Origin of the sequence: Photobacterium sp. S4TG1, from assembly GCF_036040035.1 — a bacterium.
Classification (GTDB): domain Bacteria; phylum Pseudomonadota; class Gammaproteobacteria; order Enterobacterales; family Vibrionaceae; genus Photobacterium.
This window is the reverse complement of sequence record NZ_JAYXUH010000020.1, coordinates 37,327-62,266: the sequence shown is the minus strand read 5'-3', so window position 1 is coordinate 62,266 and position 24,940 is coordinate 37,327. Positions and strand designations below refer to the sequence as shown.

The following is a 24,940-nucleotide window of genomic DNA, read 5'->3' as shown; positions in this document are numbered from 1 at the left end:
GCGCTCTCTTTTTTAGGCATAAATTTACCGTGGCTAGTTACGGTTTAATATAAAAATAAATCGCACAAAAATGACAAATTGAACCACCTAAAACAAACAAATGCCAAATAGCATGGTTATATGGAATACGCTTATTAACGTAAAATACCACCCCTAAAGAGTAGATCACTCCCCCTAATCCCAATAACACTAATCCGCCGGGCGCTAATGATATCGCTAATTGATAAATCACAATCACTGATGCCCACCCCATCGCCAGATACATCCATAACGACAGTTTTTTAAAACGATGGATAAAAATAATCTTAGCCACAATACCCAGCAGTGCCAATACCCATAATATTGCCATTAATCCCAGCGCTAAGGGTGTACGCAAGGCAATCAATAGAAACGGGGTATAGGTACCGGCGATTAACAAATAAATTGCACAATGGTCAAAGATCTTTAATGGTTTTTTAGCCGCGGTACTTGGAATCGCGTGGTATAACGTTGACGCTAAGTACAATAAAATCATACTCACGCCATAAACAATATAACTGACAATACTTAATGTATCTGCTTGTAATGAAAAGGCTTTATCTAGCAACAAATACAGACCAAACACTGAAAACAACAGCCCAAGACCGTGACTGACACTATTTGCGACTTCTTCCGCGGCTGAATAACCTCGCTCACGTTTGATCACATTATTCATGATTTATATATCCTAAAAGACACTTAATTCAATAACCGCTATTTTTTCAGCTTACACTTGTAAGCTTAAATTAAGCAACCTTTTGTTAGTCTATTGATGTTGGTTTTATTATTGATAAAAAAAGGAGCCATTAGGGCTCCATTGTGTGGGTCATTTATTAACTATTGCAATAATTCTAACGTTGCTTGGCGAGCTGCATCTGGATCATGATTTAAAATACCATCAACAATTCGCTGATGAACATCAAGCTTCATCACTTGCTCACGGGTGACTACTCGAAAATAATTTTCAAACACCGCTTTGAACAAGTTTCCAAATGGGCTAATAAAATGATTACCTGATGAAAAATACACTAACTGATGAAAGCGAGTATCAATCTCAATCCAACGTTCTTGATCAAAATTATCTTTCATTTGGTGCATTTGCTGCATCAACAGTTCAAACTCAAGTCGATCTTCTGCTGTGGCATGCTCAGCGGCCAATGCTGCAGCTTCAGGCTCTAATGTTAATCGGACTTTTTGATACTCCATGATCAACTGCGAGTCGGCATCAAAATCTAACCAAGCCAGTAAATCTTGATCAAGATAATTCCAATTTTTCTTTGGCATTACTCGCGTACCAATACGAGGGCGAGGCAATACCATTCCTTTCGCGGCTAACATTTTTATAGCCTCACGAACGGCAGTACGGCTTACACCATACATTTCGCCTAACTCAACTTCACCCGGTAAAATACCGCCAGGGGCAGGATCACCAATTAAGATACGACGACCAATAGACTCTGCTAATCGGTAAGATAAGTTACGATTGGCAACAATACGTTGCTGCTGCTGATCCATAGATCCTCTCCCAAGGCTTCTGTTGTACTACTCACTAACGCTAAAATAGTGTAATCCTAAATGCCTATTATTGCCGTAATCTTTATTTCGATAAAGATCGAACGACACGGTGCATCAAGGGGGCGATTATTGCAATAGTTACTATAGAAACAACGTAATAATTAGATATTAGCATTTTATTGCTCATTTTATGCTCGACTTTTAATAATCAGATTGCTATCCTCTGCGCGATTTGATTAATAACCAAGCAATATTCTGGTGGATGGGTTCTACCCAACAGGGAGTTTTCCCTTCAGAGATATTTTTAATTTTTTGGCCATGGATGAGCCTGACAATAGGTGATATATGCGCCCAGCATCCCCCGTCAGGTATGCAAGTACCCCACGTAGTCCATCACGTTTACGTGCCACTTCCCACGCACCACACTTTAAGGTTAACGCGAAAAAATCACTCACGACTGACGTGCATTTAACCAGTACCGAAGCACAATTAGATCAGCAACAAATATTGCCTGAACTAATTAACAGCCAACAGCAACAACGTTAATCTTACATATTAAGCAGCTTTGGCTGCTTTTTTAGTAACAAAATTTGGCACAAGACATTCATTGTAACCGAGCAGGGTTTGTTATAATTTATCCACACTAAAATAATGATAATACAATCGTATAACGATTGATTCAGCCCAAGCTACGGAGTTAACAATGAAAACCCATCGCGTTAATGAACTGATTGAATTACTGCACCCTGAGTGGAAAAAAGATCCTGATCTTAACTTAGTTGAGTTCTTGCTAAAATTAGCAGCAGAAGCAAAATACCAAGGTCCACTAGAATCACTGACTGATGACGTATTAATTTATCATTTAAAAATGCGTAATAGTGATAAAGAGGCCATGATTCCTGGTCTGGCTAAAGATTGCGAAGACGATTTTAAAACCGCTATTTTACGTGCTCGTGGCATTATTAAATAATGGCAAACTAACCATTTTAGATTATTGATGAAGCCAGTTGTGACTAACTGGCTTTTTTTATGGCTAAAAATCCCTCTCATCAATCATCACCATCATGTTTGATTTGTTTTAATTTCATTCGCGGTTAAGCTAAACCACTCTTCCAAGCCAGATTCAGGATTCAGTCATGGAAAAACAAAGTTTTAGTTTTGCAGATCTCAGCCCAGATGTACTGCTCGATGCGCTCGATAGTGTCGAAGTACATGCTGAGTCCGGCTTATTGGCACTAAATAGTTATGAAAATCGCGTCTATCAATTTAAAGCAGACAATGGTCAACGTTATGTGACTAAATTCTATCGTCCCGCACGATGGACCGATGATCAAATTGATGAAGAACATCAATTTACACTTGAACTTGAACAACAAGATATTCCAGTCGCAGCACCTATCGCGATCAATGGCAATACACTCCAGCATTATAATGGCTATCGATTTGCTGTGTTTCCAAGTGTGGGAGGGCGTCAATTTGAAGTCGATAATTTTGACCAGTTAGAATGGGTAGGACGCTTTTTAGGTCGTATTCACCAAGTCGGTAAACGCCAACCCTTTGTCCATCGTCCAACATTAGGCTTAGAGGAATACGTTTATCAACCACGCCAAATTTTGGCTAATAGCGATTTTATTCCTGATTACCTAAAACACAGTTTTTTTGCTGATCTTGATCGCTTAATTGCTGAAATTGAAAGCCATTGGTCAACTGACTGGCCCGCTTTACGCCTGCATGGGGATTGTCATCCTGGCAATATTTTATGGCGAGATGGACCGATGTTCGTCGATTTAGATGATGCTCGTAACGGCCCTGCCATTCAAGATTTATGGATGATGCTTAATGGTGAACGTCACGATCAACTGGCACAACTTGATACAATAGTTGAAGCTTATAATGAATTTGCCGATTTTGATCCTCGCCAATTAAAGTTAATCGAACCACTACGTGCGCTAAGAATGGTGCACTATATGGCATGGTTAGCAAAGCGCTGGCAAGATCCAGCATTTCCACGAGCATTTCCATGGTTTGGCGATGCAAAATATTGGGAAGGCCAAGTACTTGCCTTTAAAGAGCAGATTTTCAGCCTTAATGAGTCCCCATTACAGCTTATGCCTCAATGGTAATTGACTATAAAATAACATTATTAATTATTATACTCAGCTAATATCTAATTAACGACACGGATAATCAGGAACCCCAAAATGATGAAGAACTTACTTGCGCTCGTCAGCGCTGCTTTATTGTCTTTTTCTGTTCACGCAGCCAAATTTACGGAAGGCGACTACTACAAGGTATTAGATCAACCACAATCAACAACCCCTGTTGTAACCGAATTTTTCTCATTGTATTGCCCACATTGTTTTCAATTTGAACCAATGATGCGTGAATTAAAAACCAAGCTACCAGACAATGCTAAACTTCAGAAAATGCACGTGTCATTTATGGGTGGTCCAATGGGTAAAGTCATGAGTAAGGCATTTGCAACAGCGGTAGTATTAAACGTTAGCGATAAAATGGTACCAGTATTATTTAACCGTATTCATACCCTTAACCAACCACCAAAAAATGAGGCTGAAGTACGTCAAATTTTCATTGATGAAGGTGTACCAGCCGCAGAGTTTGATGGCGCATTCAACAGCTTTGCCGTTAACTCAATGGTAAGCCGTTTTGATAAAGCATTTGAAGATGCCGGCTTAACAGGGGTTCCTGCTGTGATTGTGAATAATAAATACTTAATAAAAACAGGCAAAATCAAATCTGCCAATGAGTATTTCGAGTTAGTTAACTTTTTACTCAAAAAATAATTTTATTTAATTTACAAAGAATACTATTCAAAAAGAGGCTTTATTAGCCTCTTTTTTATGGTTCTAAATAACCTGGCTACTCAATTGTTTTAATAACCGATCCATCGCTCGATAACCTAATGCTTCAGCTAGATGTGGACGCTGAATCTGATCCTGCTCGGCCAAATCTGCAATCGTACGCGCAACCTTAATAATACGATGATAAGCACGAATCGATAATCCAAGTTGGTGCAATGCATTTTCTAAAAACTCGGCATCTTTAAATGACAACCCACAATATTTATCTAATTCACGGGTTGAAAGTAGTGCATTCACCTTGCCACAACGGGCCAGCATCCGTTCACGAGCCAGATCAACTCGCGCCTTAATGACAGAGCTTGGTTCACCACGATCACCTCCAGTAGTAAGTGTACCGCGAGGCAACGCTGGAATTTCTAATGACATATCAAACCGATCTAGCAATGGCCCAGATAAGCGACTCAAATAACGTAAAATAGCTTGTGGGTTAGTTCGAGACTGATTGCCTTCATAATAACCTGTTGGGCTAGGGTTTAATGCGCCAATTAATTGAAACCGAGCAGGAAAAGTGGTTTTTGCGGTTGCTCGTGAAATCACGATTTGTCCAGACTCTAGTGGCTCACGCAATGAATCTAGCACTTTTCTTTCAAATTCAGGCATTTCATCTAAGAATAAGAGACCATTGTGTGCGAGTGAAATTTCACCCGGCTTAGGTACCGACCCACCACCGACTAATGCCGCCATTGAACTTGAATGGTGCGGTGTACGAAAAGGGCGATTAAGCCAATTACCTTGGTGCAATGATTGCTGAGTCAAAGAAGCCACCGCTGCGGTTTCAATCGCTTCGTCGTGGGTCATTGGTGGTAATAAATCCCGTAAACGAGATGCCAACATAGTTTTCCCTGTACCTGGAGGACCGAGTAATAATAAATTATGGCTTCCCGCAGCTGCTATTTCTAAAGCACGTTTTCCTTGTTGCTGACCAATAATATCTTGCATATCACGTTGTTCATTCACCACAGTCGAAGGCGTTATCACATGCGGTTGAAGATATAACTGTAACTGTTGCTGACCACACAAAAAACCACATACAGCTAACAAACTAGGGGCTGATTTATGTTGCTTTTTCGCAACTAACGCCACTTGATCACCATTATGATCAGGCACAATTAAACACCGCTTAGCTTTTAATGTAGCCAATGCCGCGGGTAATGCACCTTTTACAGCCCGCAAATCACCGGATAAAGCGAGTTCCCCAATAAACTCATATTGCGCTAAGCGATCAACTGGAATTTGCCCTGACGCAGCCAAAATACCAAGGGCAATAGGTAAATCAAACCGTCCACCTTCTTTAGGTAAATCTGCAGGGGCTAAATTGACGGTAATTCGCCGCGATGGAAATTCAAATTGGGCATTGATAATCGCACTTCGTACGCGATCTTTAGCTTCTTTTACGGTAGTTTCGGGTAAACCAACCAGTGTAAAGCTGGGCATCCCATTACTTAAGTGTACCTCAACTGTTACTGGTGGGGCTTCCACGCCCACACAAGCACGACTATGAACAATAGCAAGTGTCATTGATGACTCCATTGACTGGCAACTTACACCATTGGGTTAATGAAATTTATCGAAGGTGTTACACCAAAGACCCATTAATGCTGCGAATTTACTAATAAAACCAAATTTTTTTCTTGTCATGTGACGAAGATCTGTGTTACCACTTATGTATAGCAACAACTAAACAATAAAAGTTGGACAATTATGCACGCAACCGCAACATCCCTAGCACTCATTATTAACGTCGTCGTGGTGATTATTTCACCGCGCAGGGGATGTGTAGGCGTACGTTAATGCGACCAAAACACAGTAAAGCCCCCGCACTGAAAAGTTCGGGGGCTTTTTTAAATCAGCAAATTTAAATCCATATATCAGGATTAATTTTATTATAGAGACACGCAAGGAGCAGCGATGACAGGGGCAGAGTTAGTCGTACAAGCGCTGCAGCAGCAGGGAATAACAACCATCTTTGGCTATCCAGGCGGTGCCATTATGCCTATCTATGATGCACTTTATGATGGTGGCGTTGAGCATATTTTATGTCGTCACGAGCAAGGGGCTGCAATGGCAGCCATTGGCATGGCACGAGCAACTCAGAGTGTTGCAGTCTGCATGGCAACATCAGGACCGGGTGCAACTAATTTAGTCACAGGGTTAGCTGACGCCTTAATGGATTCGGTGCCATTAGTCGCCATTACCGGTCAAGTGGCAAGCTCGCATATAGGTACCGATGCTTTTCAAGAAATGGATGTGATTGGCATGTCATTGTCATGTACCAAGCACAGTTATTTAGTGACTGATATTAACGAGCTCGCCCCCACATTAGCGGAAGCTTTTGTGGTTGCCCAAAGTGGTCGTCCAGGGCCCGTTATTGTTGATATCGCCAAAGATGTGCAACTGGCAACAGCACCAACAATGATACTTCCAACAGTCATTCCGCCCCCGTTACCAATAGCGACACCTGCCGCTATCGAGATGGCGCAACAATTATTGGCACAATGTCAGCGACCCGTGCTCTATGTCGGGGGTGGAGTACAAATAGCCCAAGCCACCGCAACACTGCGCCGATTCCTAACTCTAAATCCTATGCCGTCAGTCAGTACTCTTAAAGGCTTAGGCTCAGTTGCTCGTCATGATCCACATTACCTTGGTATGTTGGGAATGCATGGAACTAAAGCAGCAAATTTAATCGTACAAGAGTCTGATTTATTAATTGTTGTTGGCGCTCGATTTGATGATCGTGTTACCGGGAAATTGGATACCTTTGCCCCTCATGCCAAAGTGATCCACCTTGATATTGATGCTGCTGAATTTAACAAACTGCGTCATGCTAATGCGTCTTTGCGAGGGGACATTAATGTTATTTTGCCACAACTTAAACTTGAGCAAGATATCAGTCGTTGGTTAACTCATAGTGAACATCTACGCCAGATCGGTAAATGGCGTTATGACCACCCAGGAGAGTTAATTTATGCGCCTTTACTGCTCAAACAACTGTCAGACATGATGCCAGATAACAGCATGGTCTCAACTGATGTTGGCCAACATCAAATGTGGGCAGCACAACACATTCAACCACGAGCCCCTCAAAATTATATTACCTCGGCTGGACTTGGCACTATGGGTTTTGGCTTACCAGCCGCGATGGGAGCCAGTGTTGCACGCCCTGATTCTCAGTCGATATTAATCTCGGGGGATGGTTCATTTATGATGAATGTACAAGAACTTGGCACCCTTAAACGCCGCCAAATTCCAGTCAAAATGGTGCTGATTAATAACCAACGTTTAGGCATGGTGCGTCAATGGCAATCACTGTTTTTTGATGGTCGCCACAGTGAAACAATTTTGGATGATAATCCTGATTTTGTAATGCTAGCGCGTGCATTTGATATTCCAGGTAAAACCATTACTCGTAAAGAAGAAGTTGCTCCCGCATTAGCTGAAATGCTAGCAAGTAGTAGTGCCTATTTGTTACATGTCGTTATTGATGAAGAACAAAATGTATGGCCACTGGTACCACCGGGTGCGGCAAATCAGGATATGCTGGAGAACACATAAATCATGGATAGATATTTAATTGCCATTAAAGCGAACGATAAACCGGTATTACTTGAACGTATTTTACGGGTCATTCGCCATCGTGGATTTGTGATCAAGAAAGTGGATGCGACCCAAAATCACCATAGTAATATCGCCGCGATAGAAATTATTGTTGATAGTGATCGCCCGATTAGCATTCTGATCAATCAAATAGAAAAACTTTGGGATGTAACCACAGTTACGACCTCACCAATCGAAAATTTGGATTAAATTTAAAAAGGGAATTCACCATGGCAAACACAGCTGATTTTATTTGGTTCAACGGCAATATTGTACCTTGGGCAGAAGCCAACGTTCACGTTCTTACCCATGCGATGCATTATGGCACCTCTGTTTTTGAAGGTATTCGTTGCTACAACACGCCAAAAGGACCGGCGGTTTTTCGCCACCCAGAGCACATGCAACGCCTGCTTAATTCCGCCAAAATCTATCGCTTTCCCATTCCTTATAGCTGTGATCAGCTTATGGAAATTTGTCGTGAAACTATTCGCGTCAACAAGCTTGATTCAGCCTATATTCGTCCATTAGGTTATGTCGGTAATGTCGGTTTAGGCGTCTGTCCTCCAACTGATACCATCATGGATCTGATTGTTGCTGCTTTCCCATGGGGCTCATATTTAGGAGAACAAGCATTAGAAAATGGTGTCGATGCCATGATTTCAAGTTGGAACCGCGCTGCGCCTAATACCATTCCAACCGCAGCTAAAGCGGGTGGTAACTACTTATCATCATTACTTGTAGGCAGTGAGGCTCGTCGTCACGGTTATGCAGAAGGCATAGCCTTAAGTGTTGATGGTTATTTGTCAGAAGGTGCTGGTGAAAATATTTTTGTTGTGCGTAATGGCGTGCTTTCAACACCACCAACCACCAGTGCAATTTTACCGGGTATTACTCGCGATACGATTATGGTACTCGCCAAGGAACGTGGCTATGAAGTGCGTGAAGAAAACATCGCACGTGAAGCACTTTATCTTGCCGATGAAGTGTTCATGACTGGCACGGCAGCTGAAATCGTTCCAGTACGCAGCGTAGATAAAATTACGATTGGAGCAGGTAAACGCGGGCCAATTACCCAACAATTACAAACCGATTACTTTGGGCTCTTTAACGGTGAAACCGACGATAAGTGGGGCTGGTTAGACTACGTATACCCCGCCAAATAATACGCCACAGTTTGCATTAATTAATAACGTCAGCCATCGTGACGATGGCTGAACTAAAAAGGATTTTATTGTTATGCCTAAGTACCGCTCAGCAACCACAACTCATGGCCGAAATATGGCAGGTGCACGCGCATTATGGCGCGCAACAGGAGTTAAAGATCAAGATTTTGGCAAGCCGATTATTGCGGTAGTGAACTCGTTTACTCAATTTGTACCCGGTCATGTTCACTTAAAAGATTTGGGACAGTTAGTTGCTGAACAAATTGAACAAGCAGGAGGCATCGCCAAAGAATTCAATACCATCGCGGTAGATGATGGCATAGCAATGGGTCATGGCGGTATGTTGTATTCATTACCATCACGCGAACTTATTGCCGATTCAGTTGAATACATGGTCAATGCTCATTGCGCCGATGCCATGGTATGTATATCTAACTGCGATAAAATCACTCCTGGAATGTTAATGGCCTCATTACGGTTAAATATTCCGGTAATTTTTGTTTCTGGCGGTCCAATGGAAGCAGGCAAAACTAAGCTTTCAGAGCAAGTGATCAAACTCGACTTGGTTGATGCGATGATCCAAGGTGCAGATCCTTCTGTTTCTGACGAACAAAGTGAGCAGATCGAACGATCCGCCTGCCCAACCTGTGGCTCATGTTCTGGAATGTTTACCGCTAACTCGATGAACTGTTTAACTGAGGCATTAGGTTTAAGCCAACCGGGTAATGGTTCAATGTTGGCAACACATGCTGATCGTGAGCAGTTATTTATCAATGCAGGTAAACGCATCGTAGCGCTGACTAAACGTTATTATGAACAAGATGACGCCAGTGCATTACCGCGTAATATTGCCAATAAACAAGCTTTTGAAAATGCGATGGCACTCGATATTGCAATGGGTGGTTCTAGTAATACCGTCTTACATTTATTGGCTGCCGCTCAAGAAGGCGAGGTTGATTTTACCATGGCGGATATTGACCAAATGTCACGTCGCGTTCCTCAACTGTGTAAAGTTGCCCCTTCAACCCCTAAATACCATATGGAAGATGTTCACCGTGCGGGTGGCGTTTACGCTATTTTAGGAGAACTTGATCGCGCCGGATTATTCCATAACCAATGCCATAATATTTTGAGTGAAACCTTTGCCGAAAGTCTACGCCATTACGATATTGTGCAAACTCAATCTCAAGCAGTAAAAGATTTCTTCCGCGCAGGCCCTGCAGGTATTCGTACCACTAAAGCGTTTTCACAAAACTGTCGCTGGGACACCCTTGATGATGATCGTCAACATGGCTGTATTCGTAGTCGAGAATTTGCGTTTAGTGATGAAGGTGGGTTGGCGGTGTTATCTGGCAATATGGCGCTTGATGGTTGTATTGTTAAAACAGCCGGTGTTGATGAAAGTTGCCTAACTTTTACTGGGCCAGCAGTGGTATTTGAAAGCCAAGATACAGCTGTCGAAGGCATTCTAGGTGGAAAAGTTAAAGCAGGAGATGTGGTAGTCATCCGCTATGAAGGCCCAAAAGGTGGTCCTGGCATGCAAGAAATGTTGTATCCAACCACCTACTTAAAATCAATGGGACTGGGTAAAGAGTGCGCCCTAATCACTGATGGTCGATTCTCAGGCGGCACCTCGGGATTATCGATTGGTCATGTGTCACCAGAGGCCGCGAGTGGCGGTACGATTGGTTTAATTAATAGTGGCGATATGATCGCGATTGATATTCCTAATCGCAGTATCAACTTATTGGTTGATGATGCCACTCTCGCCACTCGCCGTACAGAAACTGAATTACGCGGCTGGAAACCTGTCGATCGCGAGCGTCAGGTGTCATTAGCACTTAAAGCCTATGCGCTACTCGCAACCAGTGCTGATAAAGGCGCTGTACGTGATAAATCAAAGCTAGAAGGATAACCTGATGATCGATGTCAAACTTGCTAGTGACCAATATTTACTGAGCGGGGCTGATTATTTACGTAATATCTTACGTGCGCCCGTGTATGAAGTGGCACAAGTAACGCCATTACAAAACATGACACGCCTTAGCGAGCGTATCGGTAATCATGTTCAACTCAAGCGTGAAGATCGCCAACCAGTGCATTCTTTTAAATTGCGCGGGGCATATAACATGATGACTCAACTGACTGAATCTCAACGTCAAGCTGGGGTCATTGCAGCGTCTGCGGGTAACCACGCACAAGGACTAGCTTTATCAAGCCAAAAACTAGGCGTCAATGCCACCATTGTAATGCCACGTACCACTCCTGATATTAAAGTCGACGCCGTACGTGGCTTTGGTGGCAATGTAATTCTGCATGGTAATAATTTTGATGAAGCGAAAACTCACGCAGAAATACTCGCTCAACAGCATGGTTATACTTTTATTCCGCCGTTTGATCACCCCGCAATCATTGCAGGGCAAGGCACGATAGGGATTGAATTGGTACAACAAAATGGTCATCTGGACTATGTTTTTGTTCCTGTTGGTGGCGGTGGTTTAGCGGCTGGAGTGTCGGTATTACTTAAACAACTATTGCCAGAAATTAAAGTTATCGGTGTTGAAGCAGAAGATTCAGCTTGTCTAAAAGCCGCTTTAGATGCCGGGCAGCCAGTTACACTGGATCAAGTAGGTATGTTTGCCGATGGCGTCGCAGTAAAACGTATTGGTAATGAAACCTTTCGCCTATGTGAACAGTATCTCGATGATGTGATCACGGTCAGCAGTGATGAGATTTGTGCCGCAGTAAAAGATATTTTTGAAGACACACGTGCCATTGCTGAACCATCAGGCGCACTATCAGTGGCTGGTTTAAAAAAATATGCCGAACAGCAGCAACTACAGCAACGTCATTTAGGGGCTATTTTATCTGGAGCTAACCTTAACTTTCATGGCTTACGCTATGTTTCAGAGCGGTGTGAGTTAAGTGAAAAACGTGAAGGATTATTAGCGGTTACCATTCCTGAACGTCCTGGGGCATTTCTTGAATTTTGCCACCTCATTGGTGGGCGAGCTGTAACCGAGTTTAACTATCGTTATAACGACAGCAAATTAGCTAATGTATTTGTTGGAGTACGCTTACTTCAAGGACAACCTGAACTCGATCAGATTATTGCCGATCTTCATCAAGGAGGTTATCCGGTCATGGATTTATCTGATGATGAAATGGCTAAAGTTCATGTGCGGTATATGATCGGTGGCCGGCCATCAAAACCATTACAAGAACGCCTTTACAGTTTTGAGTTTCCTGAATATCCTGGGGCCTTAGCTAAATTCTTATCAACCTTAGGTGGCCAATGGAATATTAGTTTATTTAACTATCGTAACCATGGAGCAGATTATGGTCGAGTCTTATGTGGCTTTGAACTAGCCGATCATGACTTGTTATCATTTACCTGCCATCTACGTAAGCTGGGTTATCACTGGCATGATGAAACAGACAACCCCGCATATAAGTTTTTTCTGGCCCAATAGCGACACTATTAAGCAGCCCTGGTGCTGCTTTTTTCTTTGCTGTTTGATCATCGGCGCGGAATCGAACGTGTATATTCAGTCATAAACTGCGCTAACTGAATACTCTGCTGCAAAATCATTTTTCTCGCTGAGTGGGGCAAACAACCAAAACATTGTACCAATTGATCTATTTCTTCTTTATATTCATTTTCAATAATATCAAGTCCTAAATCGCCATAAATAAACCACGTTAATGGCCTCTCCGTAAGTTCAGATATTTCGACTAGCAAACGTACTTTGGGCTCAGTTTTACCCGTTTCTAAATCTAAATAGGTTTGACGAGCTACTTTTAACTGCTGCGCCATATAGACTTGAGTTAAACCTTTCCATTCTCGTGCTTCTTTAATTCGTAGCGCCATGTCTTGTTTACGATCAGCCATTATTTACTCCAACCATCAATTATCAGCATTAGTAGTAGTGACTACCCTTGCAGATGACACGCCAAGTTTTTTGGGGTAAGAGTGAGCAAAAATCAGACAATTAGTCATTAATGGCATCAGTTTTTTGTATTTTGAATTGCAGTTCGAAATTTGGAAGGGTGTTATTTCTATTTCGCAAAAAAAACGTTATTAGTGCCAATATAATTAGGCTTTACAAGCTATCACTATCAAACATAAAAAAGGCACCTTCACGGTGCCTTTTTTAACGTACTAATCTTACACCTTAAAGGCCAATAACCGTTTTATTCAACCGTTACCGCTTTAGCAAGATTCCGAGGCTGATCAACATCAGTCCCTTTAATTAAAGCAACATGATAAGACAATAATTGCATTGGAATAGTGTAAAAAATAGGGGCGATGATCTCATCTACTTTTGGCATGGTGATAATTTTCATACCCTCACATTCCTCAAACCCAGCTTCATCATCAGCAAATACATACAACAGTCCACCACGAGCGCGAACTTCTTCAATATTTGACTTTAGTTTTTCCAATAAATCGTTGGTTGGTGCCACTACGATAACCGGCATTTCAGCATCAACTAATGCTAGTGGGCCATGTTTAAGCTCACCAGCGGCATAGGCTTCCGCGTGAATATAAGAAATTTCTTTTAGTTTTAATGATGCTTCAACAGCAATTGGATAAAACTCGCCACGACCTAAAAATAATGCGTGTTGTTTATCAGCAAAATCTTCAGCTAATACTTCGATGGGTTTATCAAACGCCAACGCTTTTTCAATTTGAGTTGGTAACTGATGTAATGCCGTCACGATTTGTTGTTCTTGAACTCGATCAATATTACCTTGCTGCTTACCTAGCGCAGTGACTAGCATTAATAATGCCACCAGCTGAGTAGTAAACGCTTTCGTTGAGGCAACACCAATTTCAGCCCCTGCACGCGTCATAAAGGCTAAATCAGATTCACGCACTAACGATGATCCCGCCACATTACAAATGGTCATTGCCGCCATATAGCCTTTTTGCTTAGCTAAACGCAATGCTGCCAATGTATCAGCCGTTTCACCTGATTGAGACAAAGTGATCAGTAAACTATTGGGCTGAGTAACAAATTTTCGATAACGAAACTCTGAAGCAATTTCAACATCGCAGCTAACACCCGCAATTGATTCAAACCAGTAGCGTGCAACCATGCCGGCATTATAAGAAGTACCACAAGCGATGATCTGAATGTGTTCTACTTTATCAAAGATCGCCGTCGCATCACTGCCAATACTTTCCACGATCACATGATCATTACTAATTCGGCCTTCCATGGTATTGATCAATGCACTTGGCTGCTCAAAGATCTCTTTTTGCATGTAATGACGATATTGACCCTTATCCGCCGCATCATGCTCAATATTTGATTCACTCACCACGCGTTCAACCGCTTGGCCATTATTATCAAATACTGAGATTTTACGTCGTGTCACTTCAGCAACATCACCTTCCTCTAAGAACATGAAGCGGCGAGTAACGTTTAATAACGCCAATTGATCCGAGGCAATAAAGTTTTCACCCACACCAAGGCCAATCACTAACGGACTACCAGAACGAGCAACGACAACACGTTCAGGATCACGGCTATCCATCACCACCGTGCCGTATGCACCTTGAAGTTGTAGTACCGTTTTCTGAACAGCTTCAAGCAAACTCGCTGCAGAACGTAATTCCCAATCGACTAAGTGTGCGATCACTTCAGTATCCGTTTGCGAACTAAACTCATAGCCACGCTCAAGTAATATTTCACGTAATGGCTGATGGTTTTCAATAATACCGTTGTGAACTAAAGCTATATGTTGACCAGAAACATGAGGGTGGGCATTCGCTTCAGAAGGCTCACCATGAGTAGCCCAGCGTGTGTGTGCAATACCAGTGCCACCGCTTAAAGGCATACTATCAACCGCATCAGCCAATTCTTGTACTTTACCCAATCGACGCACACGCTGAAGGTCATTGTCTGTATTCACAATTGCAATGCCTGCGGAGTCATAACCGCGGTATTCCAAACGGCGTAAACCTTCAATTAAAATTTCAGCCACATCACGTTGTGCAACTGCACCGACTATCCCACACATAATAATTCCTTTACCACTGCTTTGGTTATTTTGATGTTATACGTTTACTGGCGCACGAATAACGCGCACTCCATGTTGTTCAATACTGACTTTATCGGCATCACTTAAACCATCATCGGTGATCAAAGTACTAATGCCTTGCCACGCAAGTTCAAGATTAGGGATTTTACGGCCAACCTTATTGGATTCGACCATCACCACTACATCACGTGATACTTCAGCCATCACTCGACTTAACCCCATTAATTCATTAAATGTGGTCGTACCGCGAGCGACATCAATACCATCAGCGCCAATAAAGAGCTGATCAAAATCATATGAACGTAATACAGATTCTGCGACTTGCCCTTGAAATGATTCAGAATGGGGATCCCATGTACCACCAGTCATTAATAACGTCGGCTCGTTTTCAAGCGCGTTAAGGGCATTAGCAACATGTAATGCATTAGTCATTACGATTAAGCCTTGTTTGCTACCAAGTAATGAAATCAATGCTGCTGTGGTACTGCCGCTATCAATGATAATTCTATGGTGATCGCGAATTTGCTCTGCTGCTGCTTGAGCAATAGCTAACTTACAAACTGAAACTTGTTCAGCTTGTTCGGTAGAAACCATTTCAGTAGGCATAGCAATAGCACCACCATAACGACGAAGTAGTGAGCCAGTAACCTCTAATGCCGCGAGATCTTTACGAATAGTAACTTCTGAAGTAGAAAAGTGATGCGCTAAAACATCAACGCTAACCTCGCCTTGCTCACTAACCATAACGGCAATGGCATGACGACGCTGCTGAGTATTACGTTTCGACATGAATGTTAAACAACACAATAAGTTTCGATTTGAAACTAGTATAACGTCAATAAAAAGGGTTCTGCAATACCCTTTAAATAATTTTCGGCACGAAAAAATACACTAAAAGGATATTAATCTGTCGCTCAAAAAAACCGAAAAAGGTCAAAAAAAAGCCAAAAAAAAGCAGAGCTTAGGCTCTGCTTTAATATTCTTGAGACTTTAAACTGACATTTTTTCAGCTAAAGAATAAGCCTATTTTTTAGTTGGACGTTTCCAACCTTTAATCGTACGTGCTGGAGTACGCGTGATCACTAGTTCATCTTCACCGATATTACGGTTAATGGTTGAGCCAGCACCAATGGTTGCACCAGCAGCAACTTTAACTGGTGCGATCAACTGAGTATCTGAGCCTACAAACACATCGTCGCCAATTTCTGTTTTAAATTTATTAGCACCATCATAGTTACAGGTAATAGTACCCGCACCGATATTTACGTTTGCGCCAATATCAGCATCACCTAAATAGCTTAGGTGGCCCGCTTTAGAACCAAGACCTAAACGTGCTTGCTTCATTTCAACGAAATTACCCACATGTGCACCAGTTAATAGTTCAGTGCCTGGACGTAGACGTGCAAATGGTCCCACAGTACACATTTCACCAACAGTCGCACCTTCGATTACACTGTAAGGACTAATGATACTGTTATCATCAATTTCACAATTCTTTAGCACGCAACCAGCACCGATAACCACGTTATCACCAATACTTACGCTACCTTCAATAATAACGTTCACATCGATTTCAACATCAGTTCCACATTGTAGTGCACCGCGTAAATCAAATCGTGCTGGATCGCGAAGCATCACGCCTTGTTCTAATAGGCGTTCAGCTTGCATACTCTGAAATGCACGCTCAAGACGCGCCAGTTGAACTCGGTTATTCACCCCTTCAACTTCAATCGCTAACGCAGGGTGTACAGCTTCAACAGCACGACCTTCATTATGTGCTATTTCGATAATATCAGTTAAGTAATATTCACCTTGAGCGTTCTCGTTCTTAAGTGAAGCTAACCAACGCTTAAGATCACCACCATTGGCAACCAACACACCCGTGTTAACTTCTTTAATTAGCTTTTGTTCTTCCGTTGCATCTTTTTCTTCAACGATCGCTACAACAGGACCATTACGGCGCACAATACGGCCATAACCAGCAGGATCATCAAGCACAACGGTCAGTAATGCAATACCGCCACTTGGTTGCGCATCAAGCAGGTTTTCTAATGTTTGCGCACTAATTAATGGCACATCACCGTATAAAATTAATGCTTTCTCATCATCAGCAAGATTCGGCACTGCTTGGTTTACCGCATGCCCAGTACCTAATTGTTCAGCCTGTAGTACCCAATTAACATTTTCTTTGGCTAGTACTTGCTGCATGGTATCGCCACCATGACCGTAAACAAGGCTGATGCTATTTGCACCAATATCATCACATGTATCGATAACATGCTTAACCATTGGCTTACCAGCAAGGGTATGAAGTACCTTGGGTAAGTTAGAGTACATACGGGTGCCTTTTCCCGCGGCAAGAATCACAGCACTAAAGCTCATGACAAATATTCCTCTGAATGCATATAAAGTTTATATATTCCTATTGTACCTGTAGATGCACATCGGTTTAAGAATGATTTGCATATTTTAACTAAAAAATAACCAACAAAAAAACTCGTTATGAATAGCTTTTATTTATACATATTTAAAAATAAGCCACACTAACGGCAACCATATATGGGCGTTATTAATTAGTTAACAACATAGAGAGCAACGATAAAAAAAGCGACCCTAGGGCCGCTTTTTATTATGCAATTATTTAATGATTAACGTGAGCGTTTCGTCAATTCAATAACGCGTAACTGAGCAATTGCTTTTGCTAAATCACTGGCTGCTTGGGCAAAATCGATATCACCATGCTGATTATGAATTCTCTCTTCAGCTTGGCGTTTTGCTTCTTCAGCTTTCGCAGTATCTAAATCAATACCACGAATAGCAGTGTCAGCAAGTACAGTTACGATACCAGGTTGTACTTCAAGCATGCCACCAGAGAGATAAATCACCTCTTCTTTGCCGCCTTGCTTAATAATACGTACCATACCTGGAGTAATCGCACTCAACAACGGCGTGTGACCGGCATGAATACCGAGCTCACCTTCGCTACCTGTTACTTGAATACTTTCAGCACGGCCAGAAAACAAACGTTTCTCTGCACTGACAACATCCAGGTGAAAGGTTATCGCTGCCATATCGCCTCCTAATTAGCTTACAGTTTTTTGGCGTTTTCTAATACGTCTTCAATCGCACCACAGTACATAAATGCCTGCTCGGGGATATCGTCGTATTCACCAGCTAAAATACCCTTAAAGCTACGTAACGTATCTTTTAGTGATACGTAAATACCAGGAGAACCGGTAAATACTTCTGCTACGTGGTAAGGCTGTGTTAGGAAACGTTCAATCTTACGCGCACGAGATACAGCTTGCTTATCTTCTTCAGATAGCTCATCCATACCTAGGATTGCGATGATATCTTTCAGCTCTTTATAACGTTGTAGTAAACTTTGAACACCACGCGCAACGTCGTAATGCTCTTGACCTACTACCAATGGATCAAGCATACGAGATGTTGAATCCAATGGGTCGATCGCAGGGTATAGACCTAGCGATGCGATTTGGCGAGATAAAACAACTGTTGCATCAAGGTGAGCAAACGTTGTTGCTGGTGATGGGTCAGTCAAGTCATCGGCAGGGACGTATACCGCCTGCACTGATGTGATAGAGCCTGACTTAGTTGATGTGATACGTTCTTGTAACACACCCATCTCTTCAGCAAGTGTTGGCTGGTAACCTACCGCAGAAGGCATACGACCCAATAGTGCTGACACCTCTGTTCCCGCAAGGGTGTAACGGTAGATGTTATCGATAAATAACAGTACGTCACGACCTTCATCACGGAAACGCTCAGCCATGGTTAAACCTGTCAAAGCAACACGTAGACGGTTACCTGGAGGCTCGTTCATCTGACCGTAAACCATTGCTACTTTAGATTCTTCAGGCTTCTCAAGGTTAACAACCCCAGCTTCCTGCATTTCAAAGTAGAAATCGTTACCTTCACGCGTACGCTCACCCACACCAGCAAACACTGATAAACCTGAGTGTTGTAGGGCGATGTTATTGATAAGCTCCATCATGTTAACGGTCTTACCAACACCGGCACCACCAAACAGACCGATTTTACCACCTTTAGCAAACGGACAGATAAGGTCGATAACCTTAACGCCTGTTTCTAGTAGCTCGGTTGCATTTGATTGTTCTTCATAGCTTGGCGCTGGACGGTGAATAGCGTAACGCTCTTGTTCACCGATTTCACCACACTCATCAATGGGTTGACCTAGAACGTTCATGATACGTCCTAGTGTTGCCGTACCCACTGGTACTTCAATAGGGCGGCCTGTATTTTCTACAGACAAACCACGACGTAAGCCATCAGAAGTACCCATTGCGATACCACGCACAACACCGCCACCAAGTTGCTGCTGAACTTCCAGTACTAACGTACCTTTTTCTTTCGCATCAACATGTAGGGCATCATATACTTTGGGTACAGAGTCCTGTGGAAACTCTACGTCGACTACTGCACCAATGATCTGGACGATCTTACCTGTAGCCATCGTTAATCCTCTAAACTTATTAATTCTTTGCCTTAAACAGCAGATGCACCAGAAACGATTTCTGATAATTCTTGTGTGATCGCCGCCTGACGGGCTTTGTTGTACACAAGTTGCAAGTCATCGATAAGATCACCTGCGTTATCTGTTGCAGCTTTCATTGCTACCATTCGTGCCGCTTGCTCACTAGCAAGATTTTCAACCACGCCTTGATACACTTGTGATTCAACATAGCGAACCAATAAAGCATCAAGTAAAGGTTTAGGCTCGGGCTCATAAATATAATCCCAAGAATGATTGCGCTGCATCTCTTCGTCTTCTGACTTAGGCAAAGGCAACAATTGATCAATCACCGGTTCTTGCACCATGGTATTTACAAACTTGTTGTATACCAGATACAAGCGATCTAATTGACCTTCATCATATTTCTTTAGCATTACGCCAACTGTACCGATCAGCTCGTCAACCGTTGGTGAATCACCAAGGCCTGAAACTTGAGCCGTTACGTTACCGCCGTAGTTATTAAAAAAGGCCGTTGCTTTCGCACCAATTAGCGCAAGATCAACTTCCGCACCTTTTTCAGTCCAAGTCTGAACATTATTAATGGCTTGTTTGAACAAGTTAATATTCAAACCACCACACAGACCACGGTCAGTAGAAACAATGATGTAACCGACGCGCTTGGCTTCACGCTCTTCGAGATAAGGATGTTTATACTCAAGGCTACCAAGGGCGAGGTGACCGATCACTTTGCGCATAGTTTGTGCGTATGGGCGTGATGACTCCATCGCTTCTTGCGTTTTACGCATTTTAGAAGCAGCCACCATTTCCATCGCTTTGGTGATCTTCTGTGTATTTTGAACACTACCGATCTTATTACGAATCTCTTTTGCGCTGGCCATCGTCACTCTCCGTTAGAAGGTGATCGCTAAGCGATCACCCACCAATTACCAAGTTTGGGTCGCTTTGAAATCTTGCAGCAGTTTCGAGAACTGCGCTTCGATCTCATCGTTATAAGCACCCGTTTCATCAATTTGAGCTACTAACTCAGCAAATTGACCTTTGGCAAATGAAAGCAACGCAGCTTCGAAATCAGCTAACTTGGCAAGTTCAACATCGCCTAAGAAGCCTTTTTCGGCAGCAAAAATAACAATAGCTTGCTCAAATACAGACATTGGCGAGTATTGCTTTTGCTTCATCAACTCAGTCACTTTTTGGCCGTGATCAAGTTGCTTCTTGGTTGCATCATCAAGGTCTGACGAGAACTGAGCAAACGCTGCTAGTTCACGGTACTGTGCTAGGGCAGTACGAATACCACCAGAAAGCTTCTTGATAACTTTAGTTTGGGCAGCACCACCTACACGCGATACAGAAATACCTGGATCAACCGCAGGACGAATACCGGCGTTAAACAGTTCTGTTTGTAGGAAGATTTGACCATCAGTGATAGAGATAACGTTGGTCGGTACGAACGCCGATACGTCACCAGCTTGGGTTTCAATGATAGGTAGCGCAGTTAAAGAACCTGTTTTACCTGTCACTTCACCATTCGTAAATTTCTCAACGTAGTGCTCACTAACACGTGATGCACGCTCAAGAAGACGAGAGTGAAGGTAGAAAACATCACCTGGGAATGCTTCACGGCCAGGTGGGCGCTTCAGCAATAGTGAGATTTGACGATAAGCAACGGCTTGTTTAGACAAGTCATCGTATACGATCAGTGCATCTTCGCCACGGTCACGGAAGTATTCACCCATTGCACAACCTGAGTAAGGTGCAAGGTATTGTAGTGCTGCCGCTTCAGAAGCAGATGCAACCACAACAATGGTGTTTTCCAATGCGCCGTGCTCTTCAAGTTTACGAACCACGTTCGCAATCGTTGAAGCTTTCTGGCCAATAGCCACATACACAGAGTAGATACCAGAATTTTTCTGGTTGATGATGGCATCGATAGCCATCGCGGTTTTACCCGTTTGACGGTCACCGATAATCAGCTCACGCTGACCACGACCGATAGGAATCATCGCATCCACTGCTTTGTAACCAGTTTGTACTGGTTGATCAACAGATTTACGATCGATTACACCTGGTGCAATTACTTCAACAGGAGAGAATGTCTCTGTTTCAATTGAACCTTTACCATCAATAGGCTGACCTAGGGTGTTCACAACACGCCCAAGTAGTGCCGGGCCAACAGGTACTTCAAGAATACGACCAGTACCGGTTACCTTCATGCCTTCTTGTAGCGAAGCATAAGGGCCCATAACTACCGCACCAACAGAGTCACGCTCAAGGTTAAGTGCTAAAGCGAACAGGCCGCCAGGTAGTTCAATCATTTCACCTTGCATTACGTCAGCAAGGCCATGGATTCGAATAATACCATCGCTTACAGAAACGATAGTACCTTCGTTACGCGCTTCACTTACAACGTTGAAGTTTTCAATACGTTGTTTGATCAGTGCGCTAATTTCCGTGGAATTAAGTTGCATGCTCCAATTCCCCAAATCAAGACAGCAAAGTATCGCTCAGACGGTTCAATTTTCCCCGTACAGAGTTATCGATAACAAGGTCTCCAGCTCTAATTACGACCCCAGCAATCAGGGTCTCGTCTACACTGCAGGTCAACATCACTTTACGTGCTAAACGCTGCTCAAGTTTGGCGCTGATCGCATCTAACTGGCTTTCATCAAGAACAATGGCAGAAGTCACCATAGCTTCGATAGTTTTTTCATGCTCATGTTTCATCAGCATGAATTCACCACAGACATCAGGTAGCGCATTGAGGCGTCCATTTACAGCCATTACTTTAATTAAGTTAAGGCCGAATTCGTCGAGTTGCTCACCGCACACTGAAACAAAAATTTCAGCGAGCTTGTCAGCGGCATAGCCACTATCAAGAATATCTTGCATAGTGTCATTGGTTGCCACAGCGCCAGCAAAAGTTAGCATTTCTGCCCACTGTGCTAGTTCGCCTTTCTCGACCGCAAAGTCAAATGCTGCTTTAGCGTAGGGGCGTGCGATAGTAGTCATATCCGACATGTGCTTGCCCCTTTAATTACAGTTCTGCAGTGAGTTCGTTAAGAATATCAGTTTGCGCTTCCATATCGATGGAGCGACCAATGATCTTCTCAGCGCCAATCACAGCTAGAGTTGCAACTTGTTTTCTTAACTCATCACGAGCACGATTACGTTCAGCTTCAATTTCAGCCAGACCTTGAGCAAGAATCTTCTCACGCTCAGCTTGGGCTTCAATTTTCGCATCATCAACAATTTGAGCTTTACGCTTATTTGCCTGTTCAATCAGCTCACTCGCGGCGCGTTTCGCTTCTTTCAATTGATCAGAAGCATTAGCTTGTGCAAGGTTCAGGTCTTTGGCAGCGCGATCTGCTGCTGCCAAACCGTCAGCAATTTTTTTCTGACGTTCTTCAATCGCTTCCATAATTGGCGGCCATACATATTTCATGCAGAACACGACAAAGAAGAAGAAAGCGATAGCCTGACCCAGCAAAGTTGCATTCATATTCACAACGCATCTCCTTAAAAAGGGTTGCTAGGGTCCATTTACTCTGGAGTCAGCCTTCTTGAGAAAGGCTGATCACAGCGGTTTATTAGCCAGCTAGTTGGCCAACAAATGGGTTTGCGAATGTGAATAGCAACGCGATTACGATACCGATCATTGGAACGGCGTCCAATAGACCTGCGATGATGAACATCTTAACTTGTAGCATTGGCGCCATTTCAGGTTGACGTGCAGCGCCTTCAAGGAATTTACCACCAAGAATTGCGAAGCCGATCGCTGTACCAAGGGAAGCAAGACCTACAATAATGCCCACGGCAATTGCAGAAAAGCTTAGTAAAGTTTCCATCACTATCTCCAGTTTATAGTTGTCGGCTAAAGTGCCAATAAAAAATCTAAAATTTACAAATAATCGTTAATGATTGTCTTCATGCGCCTGAGACAGGTACACAATAGTTAACATCATGAATACGAATGCTTGAATTGTAATGACCAGGATGTGGAAAATAGCCCACGGTACCGAGCCTAGCCATTGAGCCCACCACGGCATCAACGCCGCGATAAGAATAAACACCACTTCACCAGCAAACATGTTACCGAATAAACGCATACCTAAAGAAATTGGCTTCGCAATCAGCGATACCACTTCAAGTAGTAAGTTAAATGGAATCATTACTGGGTGATTGAACGGGTGAAGAGCCAGTTCTTTTGCAAAGCCGAGTAGACCTTTCACTTTGATGCTGTAGTAAATCATCAATGCGAATACACCTAACGCCATTGCCATAGTGATGTTAACGTCAGCACTTGGAACTACCTTCAAATAAGGAATTCCAACACTTTGTGCGGCATACGGAAGAAAATCAATTGGCACAAGGTCCATGATGTTCATCAGTAAAATCCAACAGAAAATGGTTAGTGCTAACGGAGCAACAAGTGGATTGCGGCCATGGAAAGTATCTTTAACGTTGGTATCAACGAATTCAACAATCATTTCCACAAAACATTGTAACTTGCTTGGAACTCCTGATGACGCCTGTTTTGCTACCTTACGAAATACCCATAAAAAGAATAATCCGGTTAAGACAGAAAAAATAAGGCTGTCGATATTTACCGTCCAGAAACTACCTTCACTCGCTAAACCAAGCTTATCAGTCGATAAGTTAGTTAAGTGGTGGGTTATGTAGCTTGACGGCGTTAGCGCTTCACCTGGCGCAGCCATAACTCATCCTATTTGTTGTTGTTAATGAATAAAACCGGTCCAAAAATATTAATACCAAGGACCAGCAAATAGGTTAGTTGGAGGGGAACAAGTTCCACCCCTTTATACAGGTAAGCTGCGGCAAAAAGGATGACTGTAATGAGGATTTTGAGCACTTCTCCGCCATAAAATGACGCCATGACTAATCGTGCCTTCCTGGCACCACTGTACATAAACGCACACATAGCAAATACGGCATTGGCAATTACAAAAATACCACCACCGATAAGTGCAGAGATTCCCCAGTCAACATTGACAGCGAAGACTGCCGTTAATGCCGTAACTACTACGACGCCAGATTGTAGTAACAGCAACCGCTTTGCCAATTGGCGTCCCGGTTTTACTAGCGCCGATACCATGTATTCGTTCCTCGAGTCCATTCCACGACACATGAGTGCAGGGAAATACAGCGAAAATTATACGGCTGAATAGATTGAATGCAATCTT

At 42.9% G+C, this 24,940-nt stretch carries 25 protein-coding genes; 9 read left to right on the top strand and 16 right to left on the bottom strand.

Going from position 1 to position 24,940, the window contains the following annotated elements; translation table 11 throughout:
• Nucleotides 1-37: 37 nt before the first annotated feature.
• On the bottom strand, nucleotides 38-694 hold the full coding sequence (gene trhA / locus VXS03_RS17840; protein ID WP_327765222.1) for a PAQR family membrane homeostasis protein TrhA: 657 nt from the start codon (nucleotides 692-694) through the stop codon (nucleotides 38-40).
• A gap of 161 nt (nucleotides 695-855) precedes the next feature.
• On the bottom strand, nucleotides 856-1,533 hold the full coding sequence (locus VXS03_RS17835) for a FadR/GntR family transcriptional regulator (RefSeq protein ID WP_327765221.1): 678 nt from the start codon (nucleotides 1,531-1,533) through the stop codon (nucleotides 856-858).
• A 345-nt stretch (nucleotides 1,534-1,878) separates the two neighbouring features.
• On the opposite strand from VXS03_RS17835, the gene VXS03_RS17830 reads away from it, so the two are divergent.
• The 4 genes from VXS03_RS17830 to VXS03_RS17815 all read left to right on the top strand — a co-directional run bounded on the left by VXS03_RS17830 (nucleotide 1,879) and on the right by VXS03_RS17815 (nucleotide 4,337).
• On the top strand, nucleotides 1,879-2,079 hold the full coding sequence (locus VXS03_RS17830) for a hypothetical protein (RefSeq protein WP_327765220.1): 201 nt from the start codon (nucleotides 1,879-1,881) through the stop codon (nucleotides 2,077-2,079).
• 157 nt (nucleotides 2,080-2,236) lie between these two features.
• Nucleotides 2,237-2,503 (top strand): YihD family protein, encoded by a 267-nt coding sequence (locus VXS03_RS17825; protein ID WP_327765219.1) that lies wholly within the window; start codon nucleotides 2,237-2,239, stop codon nucleotides 2,501-2,503.
• A gap of 166 nt (nucleotides 2,504-2,669) precedes the next feature.
• Complete coding sequence (locus VXS03_RS17820) at nucleotides 2,670-3,656, top strand: serine/threonine protein kinase (RefSeq protein ID WP_327765218.1); 987 nt, start codon at nucleotides 2,670-2,672, stop codon at nucleotides 3,654-3,656.
• Nucleotides 3,657-3,737: 81 nt separating this feature from the next.
• Nucleotides 3,738-4,337, top strand: a complete 600-nt coding sequence (locus tag VXS03_RS17815) for a thiol:disulfide interchange protein DsbA/DsbL (RefSeq protein ID WP_327765238.1) — start codon at nucleotides 3,738-3,740, stop codon at nucleotides 4,335-4,337.
• Between the two features lie 63 nt (nucleotides 4,338-4,400).
• Here the strand turns inward: VXS03_RS17815 and VXS03_RS17810 are convergent, their stop codons facing one another.
• Nucleotides 4,401-5,933 (bottom strand): YifB family Mg chelatase-like AAA ATPase, encoded by a 1,533-nt coding sequence (locus VXS03_RS17810; protein WP_327765217.1) that lies wholly within the window; start codon nucleotides 5,931-5,933, stop codon nucleotides 4,401-4,403.
• A 390-nt stretch (nucleotides 5,934-6,323) separates the two neighbouring features.
• Here VXS03_RS17810 and ilvG point away from each other — a divergent pair, with 390 nt between their 5' ends.
• The 5 genes from ilvG (at nucleotide 6,324) to ilvA (ending at nucleotide 12,648) form a co-directional block, all read left to right on the top strand.
• Entirely contained in the window at nucleotides 6,324-7,970 is a 1,647-nt protein-coding gene (gene ilvG / locus VXS03_RS17805) for an acetolactate synthase 2 catalytic subunit (RefSeq protein WP_327765216.1), read from the top strand.
• Between the two features lie 3 nt (nucleotides 7,971-7,973).
• Nucleotides 7,974-8,222 carry an acetolactate synthase 2 small subunit gene (gene ilvM, locus VXS03_RS17800; protein ID WP_327765215.1) on the top strand — a complete coding sequence of 83 codons (249 nt, stop codon included), beginning with the start codon at nucleotides 7,974-7,976 and terminating at the stop codon, nucleotides 8,220-8,222.
• Nucleotides 8,223-8,242: 20 nt separating this feature from the next.
• Nucleotides 8,243-9,175, top strand: coding sequence for a branched-chain-amino-acid transaminase (gene ilvE, locus VXS03_RS17795; RefSeq protein ID WP_327765214.1), 933 nt, complete (start codon nucleotides 8,243-8,245; stop codon nucleotides 9,173-9,175).
• A gap of 73 nt (nucleotides 9,176-9,248) precedes the next feature.
• Nucleotides 9,249-11,090 carry a dihydroxy-acid dehydratase gene (ilvD, locus tag VXS03_RS17790; protein WP_327765213.1) on the top strand — a complete coding sequence of 614 codons (1,842 nt, stop codon included), beginning with the start codon at nucleotides 9,249-9,251 and terminating at the stop codon, nucleotides 11,088-11,090.
• 4 nt (nucleotides 11,091-11,094) lie between these two features.
• Nucleotides 11,095-12,648 carry a threonine ammonia-lyase, biosynthetic gene (ilvA, locus tag VXS03_RS17785; protein ID WP_327765212.1) on the top strand — a complete coding sequence of 518 codons (1,554 nt, stop codon included), beginning with the start codon at nucleotides 11,095-11,097 and terminating at the stop codon, nucleotides 12,646-12,648.
• Between the two features lie 47 nt (nucleotides 12,649-12,695).
• Here ilvA and VXS03_RS17780 read toward each other — a convergent pair whose 3' ends face one another.
• The 13 genes from VXS03_RS17780 to VXS03_RS17720 all read right to left on the bottom strand — a co-directional run bounded on the left by VXS03_RS17780 (nucleotide 12,696) and on the right by VXS03_RS17720 (nucleotide 24,852).
• A complete protein-coding gene (locus tag VXS03_RS17780; protein ID WP_327765211.1) occupies nucleotides 12,696-13,067 on the bottom strand; it encodes a helix-turn-helix transcriptional regulator in 372 nt (123 codons plus the stop codon).
• A 302-nt stretch (nucleotides 13,068-13,369) separates the two neighbouring features.
• Entirely contained in the window at nucleotides 13,370-15,205 is a 1,836-nt protein-coding gene (glmS, locus tag VXS03_RS17775; protein ID WP_327765210.1) for a glutamine--fructose-6-phosphate transaminase (isomerizing), read from the bottom strand.
• A 36-nt stretch (nucleotides 15,206-15,241) separates the two neighbouring features.
• Nucleotides 15,242-16,015 carry a DeoR family transcriptional regulator gene (locus VXS03_RS17770; protein ID WP_327765209.1) on the bottom strand — a complete coding sequence of 258 codons (774 nt, stop codon included), beginning with the start codon at nucleotides 16,013-16,015 and terminating at the stop codon, nucleotides 15,242-15,244.
• Nucleotides 16,016-16,249: 234 nt separating this feature from the next.
• Nucleotides 16,250-17,608 carry a bifunctional UDP-N-acetylglucosamine diphosphorylase/glucosamine-1-phosphate N-acetyltransferase GlmU gene (glmU, locus tag VXS03_RS17765; protein ID WP_327765208.1) on the bottom strand — a complete coding sequence of 453 codons (1,359 nt, stop codon included), beginning with the start codon at nucleotides 17,606-17,608 and terminating at the stop codon, nucleotides 16,250-16,252.
• 266 nt (nucleotides 17,609-17,874) lie between these two features.
• Complete coding sequence (locus VXS03_RS17760; RefSeq protein ID WP_327765207.1) at nucleotides 17,875-18,297, bottom strand: F0F1 ATP synthase subunit epsilon; 423 nt, start codon at nucleotides 18,295-18,297, stop codon at nucleotides 17,875-17,877.
• Between the two features lie 17 nt (nucleotides 18,298-18,314).
• Entirely contained in the window at nucleotides 18,315-19,721 is a 1,407-nt protein-coding gene (gene atpD / locus VXS03_RS17755; RefSeq protein ID WP_080159063.1) for a F0F1 ATP synthase subunit beta, read from the bottom strand.
• A gap of 32 nt (nucleotides 19,722-19,753) precedes the next feature.
• Nucleotides 19,754-20,620 carry a F0F1 ATP synthase subunit gamma gene (atpG, locus tag VXS03_RS17750; protein ID WP_080159062.1) on the bottom strand — a complete coding sequence of 289 codons (867 nt, stop codon included), beginning with the start codon at nucleotides 20,618-20,620 and terminating at the stop codon, nucleotides 19,754-19,756.
• Nucleotides 20,621-20,665: 45 nt separating this feature from the next.
• On the bottom strand, nucleotides 20,666-22,207 hold the full coding sequence (atpA, locus tag VXS03_RS17745; protein ID WP_327765206.1) for a F0F1 ATP synthase subunit alpha: 1,542 nt from the start codon (nucleotides 22,205-22,207) through the stop codon (nucleotides 20,666-20,668).
• A gap of 16 nt (nucleotides 22,208-22,223) precedes the next feature.
• Nucleotides 22,224-22,757 carry a F0F1 ATP synthase subunit delta gene (gene atpH, locus VXS03_RS17740; protein WP_327765205.1) on the bottom strand — a complete coding sequence of 178 codons (534 nt, stop codon included), beginning with the start codon at nucleotides 22,755-22,757 and terminating at the stop codon, nucleotides 22,224-22,226.
• A gap of 16 nt (nucleotides 22,758-22,773) precedes the next feature.
• Complete coding sequence (atpF, locus tag VXS03_RS17735) at nucleotides 22,774-23,244, bottom strand: F0F1 ATP synthase subunit B (protein WP_080159059.1); 471 nt, start codon at nucleotides 23,242-23,244, stop codon at nucleotides 22,774-22,776.
• An 82-nt stretch (nucleotides 23,245-23,326) separates the two neighbouring features.
• Nucleotides 23,327-23,584: a F0F1 ATP synthase subunit C gene (gene atpE, locus VXS03_RS17730; RefSeq protein ID WP_012551447.1), complete on the bottom strand. Its 258-nt coding sequence runs from the start codon at nucleotides 23,582-23,584 to the stop codon at nucleotides 23,327-23,329.
• A 66-nt stretch (nucleotides 23,585-23,650) separates the two neighbouring features.
• The gene (gene atpB, locus VXS03_RS17725; protein ID WP_080159058.1) at nucleotides 23,651-24,454 is read right to left on the bottom strand and encodes a F0F1 ATP synthase subunit A; all 804 of its coding nucleotides are present in this window, start codon (nucleotides 24,452-24,454) and stop codon (nucleotides 23,651-23,653) included.
• 8 nt (nucleotides 24,455-24,462) lie between these two features.
• Nucleotides 24,463-24,852, bottom strand: a complete 390-nt coding sequence (locus VXS03_RS17720; protein WP_080159057.1) for a F0F1 ATP synthase subunit I — start codon at nucleotides 24,850-24,852, stop codon at nucleotides 24,463-24,465.
• Between the last annotated feature and the right edge of the window lie 88 nt (nucleotides 24,853-24,940).